An 11,442-nucleotide genomic window follows, 5' to 3' on the forward strand; every position below is an offset into this window, starting at 1 on the left:
GCGGTTTCAGTGAGTCCAGAAAAATGAAAAAATTAACTATTGGCTTAATTGGCAATCCTAATTCCGGCAAGACAACGCTATTTAACCAGCTCACGGGTGCGCGCCAGCGCGTCGGTAACTGGGCTGGCGTAACGGTTGAACGCAAAGAAGGCCTGTTCTCAACAACAGATCACCAGGTCACGCTGGTTGACCTGCCCGGCACGTACTCCTTAACCACGATCTCCTCGCAAACTTCGCTCGATGAGCAGATTGCCTGTCACTATATTCTTAGCGGCGACGCGGATCTGCTTATCAACGTGGTTGATGCCTCAAACCTTGAGCGTAACCTCTACCTGACGCTGCAGCTGCTGGAGCTGGGCATTCCCTGCATCGTGGCGCTCAACATGCTCGACATTGCAGAGAAACAGAAACTGCGTATCGACGTCGATGCCCTCTCCGCACGGCTGGGGTGCCCGGTCGTTCCGCTGGTGTCGACGCGCGCCCGCGGTATTGATGCCCTGAAACTGGCTATCGATCGCCACGCGGGAAATCGTAACGTTGAGCTGGTGCACTACGCCCAGCCGCTCCTGCGCGAAGCGGATCTGCTGGCGCAAGAGATGGACAAAAGCATGCCCGCGAAACAGCGCCTGTGGCTCGGCCTGCAAATGCTGGAAGGGGATATCTACAGCCGCGCCTATGCTGGTCATGCGGCAGATAAACTGGACGTGGTCCTCGCCCGTCTGAGCGACGAGCTGGATGACCCGGCCCTGCATATCGCTGATGCTCGCTATCAGGCCATCGCCGCGATTTGCGACGTGGTCAGTAACGCCCTGACGGCGGAACCGAGCCGCTTCACCGCGGCCGTGGATAAGGTTGTGCTTAACCGCTTCCTCGGTTTGCCGGTCTTCTTGCTGGTGATGTACCTGATGTTCTTGCTCGCCATTAACATTGGTGGCGCACTCCAGCCGATTTTCGATGCCGGTTCCGTTGCTATCTTTGTTCATGGCATTCAGTGGGTGGGTTACACCCTGCATTTCCCGGAATGGCTGACCATCTTCCTTGCCCAGGGGATTGGCGGTGGTATCAACACCGTACTGCCTCTGGTGCCGCAAATCGGCATGATGTATCTGTTCCTCTCCTTCCTTGAGGATTCCGGTTACATGGCGCGCGCCGCCTTCGTCATGGATCGCCTGATGCAGGCGCTCGGTCTGCCGGGCAAATCCTTCGTGCCGCTGATCGTGGGCTTCGGCTGTAACGTGCCCTCGGTTATGGGTGCCCGTACGCTGGATGCGCCGCGTGAACGTCTGATGACCATTATGATGGCACCGTTTATGTCCTGCGGTGCGCGACTGGCTATCTTCGCGGTCTTTGCCGCGGCCTTCTTTGGGCAGCAGGGGGCGCTGGCGGTCTTCTCGCTGTACGTGCTGGGTATCGTCATGGCCATTCTCACGGGGCTGATGCTGAAACACACCATCATGCGCGGCGAAGCGTCGCCGTTCGTTATGGAACTGCCGGTCTACCACGTCCCCCATCTTAAAAGCCTAGTGATCCAGACCTGGCAGCGCCTGAAAGGCTTCGTCCTGCGTGCCGGTAAAGTGATTGTTATCGTGAGTATTTTCCTGAGCGCGCTGAACAGCTTCACCCTGAGCGGACAGGCTGCGGATAACATCAACGACTCCGCCCTCGCCTCCGTCAGCCGCGTCATAACCCCGGTCTTCAAACCGATCGGCGTCCATGACGATAACTGGCAGGCGACCGTCGGTCTGTTCACCGGTGCGATGGCGAAAGAGGTGGTCGTCGGGACCCTGAATACGCTTTACACCGCGGAGAACATCCAGGAGCAAGCGTTCAATCCGGCAGAGTTTCATCTCGGTAACGAACTGCTGGGTGCCGTCGAAGAGACATGGCAGAGCCTGAAAGACACCTTCAGTCTGAGCGTGCTGGCGAACCCTATCGAGGCCAGTAAAGGTGACGGCGAAATGGCAACGGGTGCCATGGGCGTGATGAGCGAGAAATTTGGCAGCGCCTCTGCGGCCTACAGCTACCTCATCTTTGTTCTGCTCTATATTCCGTGCATCTCCGTCATGGGCGCGATTGCCCGCGAGTCCAGCCGTGGCTGGATGGGCTTCTCCATTCTGTGGGGGCTCAACATCGCGTACTCGCTGGCGACGCTCTTTTATCAGACCGTTAACTTTAGCCAGCACCCGCGGTATAGCCTGGTGTGCATCCTGGCGGTTGTGCTGTTTAACGTGCTCGTTCTCGGCCTGCTACGCCGGGCACGCAGCCGGGTTGATATCAACCTGCTGGCAAACCGCAAAACGGCTGCCACCTGCTGCAAAAGCCCGGCGGGCGACTGTCACTAAGGGGTAAGCCATGGCATCGTTGATTCAGGTACGTGACCTGCTGGCGTTACAAGGGCGAATGGAGGCGAAACAGCTAAGCCTCACCCTGCATACGCCACAGCCGATGATCGATGCCATGCTGGAAAGACTGGAAGCCATGGGAAAAGCGGTGCGTATTCAGGAAGAGGCGGAGGGCTGCCTGTCCGGCAGTTGTAAAAGCTGCCCGGAAGGAAAAGCCTGCCTCAGAGAGTGGTGGGCACTGCGCGCATAAAGCCGGGCATCGCTGCCCGGCATTATCGTATTACTTATAGACGTCCGCCGTTGCGCGCACGTTTTTGGTCTGTTTTTCTGCACTGGTGACGACGTAGTACTTCCCACCCAGCTCATCCGCTTTCTTAGACAGCTCTTTTTTGGCGTCCATCGGCGCGGTCGTGTCAGACGTAGAAATCTCACCAACTTTGGTCAGATTCATCCCGGCAACTTTATCTTTTTCCAGCTCTTGTGCCGCAAAGGCGCCAAATGAAAGTGACCCAATAACCAGAGAAGTGACGATACCTGTAACAAGTTTCATAGCCTGACTCTCCATAGGATTGTTGTTTTGATTATCGTAGGCAGAACAACCGCAACGACATCTGGAGTATGGTTGCGGTGTGAAACTTTTTCCAGGCTGGATAGAAAATAATCAGTCTAAACGTTGACTTAACGCAATCAGCGCTGAACAAAACTCCGCCGGATGAGAGATAAACGGCGCATGCGCGGCTTTGTTTATCACCAGAGACTCACTTTGTGGCCAGAGTGAATCCAGCACTGGAACCACTTTTCGCGGCACCAGCCCGTCGAGGTAGCCGTAGATACGCAGGTGCGGCATCGCCAGCGCGGCCAGCGGCTCACGTAAATCGACGGTTTTGAGGATCTCAAGCCCCCCGTTAAGCACCTCAACGTCCGGCATCGGCAGGGAAAGCACGGTCTGCTTCAGCGCTCTGGCATCCTGACGCGCGGTGTCGGTTCCCATTGTCTGCAGGGCCAGGAAACGCTCAACGGTCCGCTGGAAGTCTTCGCTCAACTGTTTCTGGAACCCGGCCAGCACATCCGGTTTTATGCCCGGCCAGTCGTCCTTTGCACTGAAGCACGGTGACGAGGCTACCGTGACCAGCGCACGCACGCGCTCGGGATGGGTCAACGCAATCTGGCTCGCCACCAGCCCGCCCAGGCTCCAGCCCAGCCAGATGGCGTGTTGCGGCGCAGCGTCCAGAACCTGCTGCGCCATCTCCTCGACCGACATTGCCCCAAAGCCGCGGCTGCGGCCAAAGCCCGGTAAATCCACCAGATGCAGGGTAAATTGCGAGGCGAGTTCCCCGGTTATGCAATTCCATACTTCGGCATTCAGGCCCCATCCGTGCAGCAGCACAAGATGGCAATTTCCCGTCCCTACAGTCTGCCACCACAGCGTCTTCATCAGTTACTGTTCTCTTTTTTCACATGGAGGTTGCACATGTTAACAGTGCCTGGCTTGTGCTGGCTATGCCGGATGCCGCTTGCCCTCAGCGCATGGGGCGTCTGCTCCGTTTGCACCCGCTCGCTGAAAAGGCAGGCGATGACGTGTCCGCAGTGTGGGCTAAATGCCACCGGGCGAGACGCTCCCTGCGGCCGCTGCCTGAAAAAAGCGCCGCCGTGGTGTGCCCTGGTGGCTGTGGATGATTATGTTGCGCCGTTAAGCGGCCTTATACATGCGCTGAAGTTTGCCGGCCAGAGTGTGCTGGCGCGTCCCCTCGCCCGCCTGTTACTGCTGGCCGTTTTACAGGCGCGACGCACCCGCGGCCTGCCGAACATCGACATGGTGGTTAACGTGCCTTTATACCGTCGCCGACACTGGCGACGCGGCTACAACCAAAGTGACCTGCTTTGCCGCCCGCTCGCGCGATGGCTCGGTTGCCGGTACGACGCCCGTGCGCTCAAACGCGTCCATAATACAGCTATCCAGCATCAGCTCACGGCCCGGCTTCGCAAAAGGAACCTCAAAAATGCCTTTCGTCTTGAATTCCCGGTCAAAGGCCTCCATATCGCGATTGTGGATGATGTCGTCACCACAGGCAGTACCGTTGCTGAACTTTCCCGACTGCTTTTGCAAAGCGGCGCCGCGTCGGTTCAGGTATGGTGTCTGTGCCGTACCTTGTAGCCCTTCTTCAATGGGCGTATGATTATACCCAGGTAATTTAGTCAACTATTAGGCCAAAGCTATGATCCGTATTTCCGATTCTGCACAAGCGCACTTTGCCAAACTGCTGGCAAATCAGGAAGAAGGGACGCAGATCCGCGTGTTTGTGATCAATCCAGGCACTCCGAATGCAGAATGTGGTGTCTCTTATTGTCCTCCGGACGCAGTGGAAGCGACTGACACTGCCCTTAAATTCGAACAGCTCACGGCTTACGTTGATGAGCTGAGCGCACCGTATCTTGAAGATGCGGAGATCGACTTCGTCACCGATCAGCTGGGTTCTCAGCTGACCCTGAAAGCGCCAAACGCCAAAATGCGTAAAGTGTCTGACGATGCCCCCCTGATGGAGCGCGTCGAGTACCTGCTGCAGTCTCAGATCAACCCACAGCTGGCGGGCCACGGCGGTCGTGTTTCCCTGATGGAAATCACTGAAGACGGCCTGGCGATCCTGCAGTTCGGCGGCGGCTGTAACGGTTGTTCAATGGTTGATGTCACGCTGAAAGAAGGGATCGAGAAGCAGCTGCTGAACGAATTCCCGGAACTGAAAGGTGTGCGCGATCTGACCGAACACCAGCGCGGCGAGCACTCTTACTACTAAGCGTCCGCCTGCTTTTGCCCGGTGGCGCTATGCTTACCGGGCCTGCTTTCCCCTCCCTGCCTTGCCTCCCCATATGTTGACCTGCGTCTCATAATTCAAATTTAGCCCCCCAGGGTGATTCTCAACCACGACATGTTACCCGTATCATTCTCGTGGGCACTAAGCACCTTCATAACAGCCGACTAAACTTAATAGTTTCCAAGGCAACAGTATTAGTGCCGTTAACACTCTGTTCCCAGTTGGGACAATCGGAATTTGTCGTTGAAACAATGACGTTACCCATAACAATTCAAAGGCCAGGTAAATCATGCCATTAGTCATCGTTGCTATCGGTGTTGTGTTATTACTGCTCTTGATGATCCGTTTCAAAATGAACGGGTTTATCGCTCTGGTTCTGGTGGCACTTGCAGTCGGTCTGATGCAAGGGATGCCGCTGGTGAAAGTCATCAGCTCCATTAAAGCCGGTGTCGGCGGCACGCTCGGTAGCCTGGCACTGATCATGGGCTTTGGCGCTATGCTCGGCAAAATGCTGGCAGACTGTGGGGGCGCCCAGCGTATTGCCACCACGCTGATTGCCAAATTTGGTAAGAAGAATATTCAGTGGGCGGTCGTGTTAACCGGGTTTACCGTCGGTTTCGCACTGTTCTATGAAGTGGGCTTCGTGCTGATGCTGCCACTGGTGTTCACCATCGCAGCGGCAGCGAACATTCCACTGCTGTATGTCGGTGTACCGATGGCCGCCGCGCTGTCCGTTACGCACGGTTTCCTGCCACCACACCCGGGTCCAACCGCGATCGCCACCATCTTCCATGCCGATATGGGTAAAACCCTGCTGTTCGGTACGATTCTGGCAATCCCGACGGTGATCCTGGCCGGCCCGGTTTATGCCCGCTTCCTGAAAGGGATTGATAAGCCTATCCCGGAAGGTCTGTACAGCGCGAAAACCTTCACGGAAGAAGAGATGCCTGGTTTTGGCGTCAGCGTCTGGACCTCTCTGGTGCCGGTCATCCTGATGGCGATGCGTGCCGTGGCGGAAATGATCCTGCCAAAAGGCCACCCGTTCCTGTCCGTTGCCGAGTTCCTGGGCGACCCGGTGATGGCGACGCTGATTGCGGTACTGATTGCGATGTTCACCTTCGGCCTGAACCGTGGTCGTTCAATGGATCAGATTAACGACACGCTGACCTCTTCCATCAAAATCATTGCCATGATGCTGCTGATTATCGGTGGTGGCGGTGCGTTCAAGCAGGTGCTGGTCGACAGCGGCGTGGATAAATACATCGCGGCCATGATGCATGAAACCAATGTGTCACCGCTGCTGATGGCGTGGTCTATCGCTGCGGTGCTGCGTATCGCGCTCGGCTCTGCAACCGTTGCAGCAATCACCGCCGGTGGTATCGTTGCGCCGCTGATTGCGACGACGGGCGTGAGCCCTGAGCTGATGGTTATCGCGGTAGGTTCCGGTAGCGTGATTTTCTCTCACGTGAACGATCCGGGCTTCTGGCTGTTCAAGGAATATTTCAACCTGACTATCGGTGAAACCATCAAGTCCTGGTCTGCACTGGAAACCATTATTTCGGTGTGTGGTCTGGTCGGGGTTCTGCTGCTGAACATGGTTATCTGATATCAAAAAGCCGGGTAGCTTGCGCTTACCCGGCTTTCTTCTCTCTGTGAGACTACCGCGTTTTACCCACCGCTTTTCTGCGCTTATCCAAATCCTTAATCAGCCTGTTCACCCCGTCATCGGCAAACATCTTCTCAAGCGTGATGGACAATTTGCGACGCCAGTTCTTGTACTGATAGCTGGTACCCGGAATGTTCACCGGCTCCGCCATATCAATCCAGTCTTCCGGCTGCAGACCCAGCAGGGCACTGTTGCTGTCGGCAATATAGCGCTGCAATCCGCGGTTGAGTGTAGGCGTCATCGACATCAGTGATGCCTTATGCCCGGCGCGTTTCGGCAGGCAGCCATGCTTGTGTAACGCATCAAGCAACCCTTGCTTCGCCAGCTCGCGATCCTGATACAGCCCACGTAAGACCTCTTCATCCGGATACAGACCCAGCGTTTTACCGAGTGTCAGATCGCCGCTTTCCCAATAGCCACGAAGCGTAGGAAGGTCATGCGTCGTCGCGACTGCCATTGACTGTTCAGGGTACGCTTTCGGCGCGCGGAAGGTTTTCTCATGGTCGTTTTCAAAATAGAGCACTTTATAGGAGTAAACACCGCTGTCGCGGAGCTTACTGACAATCTCAACCGGCACGGTACCGAGATCTTCGCCGATCACCATGCACTGATGACGTTTACTCTCCAGCGCCAGGATCGAGAGCAGATCGTCAACCGGATACTGTACATACGCGCCGTGGTCAGCCGTTTCACCATAAGGGATCCACCACAGACGCAGGACGGACATCACGTGGTCAATTCGCAGCGCGCCGCAGTTTTGCATGTTGGCGCGCAGCAGGTCGATAAACGGCTCGTAAGCCCGCGCAGCCATGACGTGCGGATCCATCGGCGGCAAACCCCAGTTCTGGCCGAGCGGGCCAAGAATATCCGGCGGTGCGCCCACGGAGGCCTTCAGGCAATAAAGCTCGCGGTCACACCAGGTTTCCGCCCCGCCTTCCGCCACGCCAACGGCCAGATCGCGGTACAGGCCGATCGGCATTTTATAGCCCTGGCTCACCTGCCAGCAGGCGGCAAACTGGCTGTAAGCCAGCCACTGCAGCCAGAGGAAGAAGTCCACCTCGTCAGCATACTTTTTGCAGAACGCCTGCACTTCGGGCGTATCGACAGATTGATACGCTTCCGGCCATACCGGCCAGCCCCAGCGCATTTCGTCCTCTTTTACCTGATAAGCGTGCAATGCATCGAACGCCGCCTGCCAGTAAAGGCTCTCGCCTTCCTGGGCCACAAACTGGCGGAAAGCCGACATCTGCTCGTCATCACGCTGCGAAAAACCTTTCCACGCCAGACGTAACGCGGCCATTTTCAGTGCGGTGACGGTGGCATAGTCTACCCAGTCAGTCTCGCGCGCCTGCTTCAGCGCCTGCTGAGTGGTCGTGAGGTTCCACCACGCCTGCGCCTCTTTGCTGCTTTTGAAATCGTCTAAGGCATTCACGTCAATGTAAATCACGTTCAGCCAGCGACGGGATGACGGGCTGTACGGACTGGCACTTTCCGGGTTCGCCGGATAGAGCGCATGAATGGGGTTGAGGCCGATAAACGCACCGCCACGCTCGCCCACATCCGCCAGCATCTTTTTCAGGTCGCCAAAATCGCCGATACCCCAGTTGCTGTCAGAGCGCAGCGTGTAGAGCTGCACGCAGGCCCCCCACAGCTTTTTACCCTCGAGCAACGCCTGCGGCTCATAGCAGCGTTTTGGCGCAACAATCACCCGACAATGAAAACGCTGGTCGTCCTGCGTGAGGGTTAACGTGTGATAGCCCTCCGGCAGTTTTGCCGGAAGGTTAAGCGCTTTGCCACCGGTGGCGTGGCCTTTGTGCTGTTGCCCCTCTTCGGTCGTGAGCAGCCAGCTAAATTCGCCGCGCCCGTTTACCGTAAGCGGCATCTTTTTACCGGCGGTAAACACCTTCACGTTCGGCACCGGAGCAACCGACGCTTTCGCGTCGGTCTTGTGCATGGCATCCAGCAAACGTCTTTTGGTGTCGGCGCCAATAGACTGTGGTTTGCCGTGAGCATTAATGTAACTGAGGCTGATCCCCGCCGCCTGCGCGGCACTGTCCAGACGTTTACTCTCCATCGCGCTTCCTTAGCGTTTTGCCTGCCAGATACGAGCCTGATAATCACGGATTGAGCGGTCAGAACTGAACATCCCGCAGCGGGCGGTGTTCAGAATGCACGCCCGGGTCCACGCTTCCTGGTCGCGATACAGCACATCGACCTGTTTTTGCGCGTCCACATAGGCCGTAAAGTCCGCCATGACCAAATACGGGTCACCGCCGTGTTTGTCCATGCTGTGCAGCATCTGGTCAAAGGCATGTTTATCGCCGTCACTGTACTTGCCGCTTTCCAGCTCTTTCAGAACCGCATCAAGAACTTTGTCTTTCTTACGCCATTTCACCGGGTCGTAACCTTTGGCCTTGAGGGCTTTCACTTCTTCGACGGTATGGCCGAAGATAAAGATGTTCTCTTCCCCCACCTTTTCGGCGATCTCGACGTTCGCGCCGTCGAGCGTACCGACGGTCAGCGCACCGTTCAGCGCCAGCTTCATGTTGCCGGTACCGGAAGCTTCTTTCCCTGCCGTGGAGATCTGCTCGGAGATATCCGCCGCCGGGATCAGCATCTCAGCTGCAGAGACGCAGTAGTCCGGCAGGAACACCACCTTCAGCTTGTCACCCACTTTCGGATCGTTATTGATGGCCGCGGCCACTTTATTAATGGCGAGGATAATGTTTTTCGCCAGGTAGTAGCCCGGTGCGGCTTTCGCCCCAAACAGGAACACGCGCGGTACGCGGTCAGCCTGCGGGTTCTCGCGGATCTCTTTATACAGCGCCAGAATATGCAGCAGGTTCAGGTGCTGGCGTTTGTACTCATGCAGACGTTTGATCTGAATATCGAAAATGGCGTTCGGGTTGATCTCAATCCCGGTACGCGCTTTGACAAAATGCGCCAGACGCACTTTGTTTTCGAGCTTAATGGCGCGGTACTGCTCGCGGAATGCCGCGTCGTCGGCATACTTTTCCAGATTGATAAGCTGGTCCAGATCGTTGGCCCACTCTTTCTTCAGGGTTTTGTCCAGCAGGCCGGCCAGCAGCGGGTTGCACTGCTTAATCCAGCGACGCGGCGTGATGCCGTTGGTCACGTTATGGAATTTGGTCGGCCACAGCTGGTGGTATTCCGGGAACAGGTCTTTCACCACCAGATCCGAGTGCAGCGCCGCCACACCGTTCACCGCAAAACCGCTCACCACGCACATGTTCGCCATGCGCACCTGTTTGTCATGTACCACAGCCAGCTTCGCCCACACCGCTTTGTCGCCCGGCCAGGTTTTATCCACTTGCTTTTTAAACGCGTCGTTAATCTTGTTGATGATCTGCATATGACGCGGCAGCAGGGCTTTCACCAGCTTCTCATCCCAGCACTCCAGCGCTTCAGGCATCAGGGTGTGGTTGGTGTAGGCAAACGTACGGCTGGTGATCGCCCACGCGTCATCCCAGCTCAGCTGGTGCTCGTCAATCAGCACGCGCAGCAGTTCAGGAATCGCAATCGTCGGGTGCGTATCGTTAAGCTGGATCACTTCGAAGTCCGGCAGCTGCGCCAGCTTGCGGCCCGCCAGGTGATGACGACGCAGAATATCCGCAATGGAACAGGCACACTGGAAGTACTGCTGCATCAGACGCAGTTTCTTGCCCGCCAGATGGTTGTCGTTCGGGTAAAGGACTTTGGTCAGTTTCTCAGCGTCGATCCCCTGCTGCTCGGCACGCAGGAAATCGCCGTCGTTGAATTTGGTCAGGTTGAAGGGATGAGCGTGCTTTGCCTGCCACAGACGCAGCGGTTGCGCCACGCCGTTACGGTAGCCCAGCACCGGCAGATCCCAGGCTTCGCCGGTCAGGGTAAACGCAGGCTCCCACAGCCCCTGCTTCGTGACTTTACCACCAATGCCTACCTGCACATCAAGCTGTGCATTGTGGCGGAACCAGGGGTAAGTATTGCGGTGCCAGTCATCCGGCGCTTCCATCTGATGACCATCAGCAAACGACTGACGGAACAGGCCGTACTGGTAGTTCAGACCGTAGCCAATGGCCGATTGACCGACGGTGGCCATCGAGTCAAGGAAACAGGCCGCCAGACGTCCCAGACCACCGTTACCCAGCGCCGGATCAATCTCTTCTTCCAGCAGGTCAGTCAGGTTAATGTCATGCTCTTTCAGCACATCACCCACCTCCTGATACCAGCCGAGGTTCAGCAGGTTGTTACCTGTCAGACGGCCAATCAGGAACTCCATTGAGATGTAGTTAACGTGGCGCTGGTCTTTCGCCGGTTTTGCCAACGGTTGAGCATCCAGCTGCTCCGCGAGCGCACCGCTCACTGCCTGCCACCACTGGTGAGGCGTCATCTCGTTTGCAGCGTGAAGGCCAAAACGCTGCCACTGACGCGTCAGGGCAGCCTGGAATTGAGCTTTGTTAAAGGTAGGCTGTGACATAGGGAATTGGCATCCTGTAGAGAGAAAACACATGTTGGCGCTAGTGTGCCAGGCTCATTTCGCCTCTTCCTCATCCCGCAGGGGATTAGGCAGGGAGGAGTAGCGGGGATGAGCATAAAAGTGTGATCAAGGCCACTCTGAGAGCAT

9 protein-coding genes are annotated in these 11,442 nt (G+C 56.7%); 5 read left to right on the forward strand and 4 right to left on the reverse strand.

What is annotated here, in order from left to right:
* Positions 1-23 precede the first annotated feature (23 nt).
* Together feoB and feoC are read left to right on the forward strand one after the other, a co-directional pair.
* Positions 24-2,342, forward strand: a complete 2,319-nt coding sequence (gene feoB / locus BH714_RS13780; protein WP_040018210.1) for a Fe(2+) transporter permease subunit FeoB — start codon at positions 24-26, stop codon at positions 2,340-2,342.
* A gap of 10 nt (positions 2,343-2,352) precedes the next feature.
* A complete protein-coding gene (gene feoC, locus BH714_RS13785; protein ID WP_014171968.1) occupies positions 2,353-2,592 on the forward strand; it encodes a [Fe-S]-dependent transcriptional repressor FeoC in 240 nt (79 codons plus the stop codon).
* 30 nt (positions 2,593-2,622) lie between these two features.
* Here the strand turns inward: feoC and BH714_RS13790 are convergent, their stop codons facing one another.
* Positions 2,623-2,892 carry a YdgH/BhsA/McbA-like domain containing protein gene (locus tag BH714_RS13790; protein WP_025202855.1) on the reverse strand — a complete coding sequence of 90 codons (270 nt, stop codon included), beginning with the start codon at positions 2,890-2,892 and terminating at the stop codon, positions 2,623-2,625.
* Positions 2,893-3,003: 111 nt separating this feature from the next.
* Positions 3,004-3,777 (reverse strand): pimeloyl-ACP methyl ester esterase BioH, encoded by a 774-nt coding sequence (gene bioH, locus BH714_RS13795; RefSeq protein WP_040018212.1) that lies wholly within the window; start codon positions 3,775-3,777, stop codon positions 3,004-3,006.
* A gap of 36 nt (positions 3,778-3,813) precedes the next feature.
* Here bioH and gntX point away from each other — a divergent pair, with 36 nt between their 5' ends.
* From gntX to gntT, 3 genes are all read left to right on the forward strand, one after another.
* Complete coding sequence (gntX, locus tag BH714_RS13800) at positions 3,814-4,497, forward strand: DNA utilization protein GntX (RefSeq protein WP_040018214.1); 684 nt, start codon at positions 3,814-3,816, stop codon at positions 4,495-4,497.
* 61 nt (positions 4,498-4,558) lie between these two features.
* Complete coding sequence (nfuA, locus tag BH714_RS13805) at positions 4,559-5,134, forward strand: Fe-S biogenesis protein NfuA (protein WP_003861601.1); 576 nt, start codon at positions 4,559-4,561, stop codon at positions 5,132-5,134.
* Positions 5,135-5,441: 307 nt separating this feature from the next.
* The gene (gene gntT / locus BH714_RS13810; protein ID WP_014171973.1) at positions 5,442-6,758 is read left to right on the forward strand and encodes a gluconate transporter; all 1,317 of its coding nucleotides are present in this window, start codon (positions 5,442-5,444) and stop codon (positions 6,756-6,758) included.
* Between the two features lie 52 nt (positions 6,759-6,810).
* On the opposite strand, the gene malQ is transcribed toward gntT, so the two are convergent.
* Together malQ and malP are read right to left on the reverse strand one after the other, a co-directional pair.
* A complete protein-coding gene (malQ, locus tag BH714_RS13815; protein WP_025202852.1) occupies positions 6,811-8,892 on the reverse strand; it encodes a 4-alpha-glucanotransferase in 2,082 nt (693 codons plus the stop codon).
* Between the two features lie 9 nt (positions 8,893-8,901).
* Complete coding sequence (malP, locus tag BH714_RS13820) at positions 8,902-11,295, reverse strand: maltodextrin phosphorylase (protein ID WP_025202851.1); 2,394 nt, start codon at positions 11,293-11,295, stop codon at positions 8,902-8,904.
* Positions 11,296-11,442 lie beyond the last annotated feature (147 nt).

Source organism: Enterobacter ludwigii (assembly GCF_001750725.1).
Lineage (GTDB): Bacteria > Pseudomonadota > Gammaproteobacteria > Enterobacterales > Enterobacteriaceae > Enterobacter > Enterobacter ludwigii.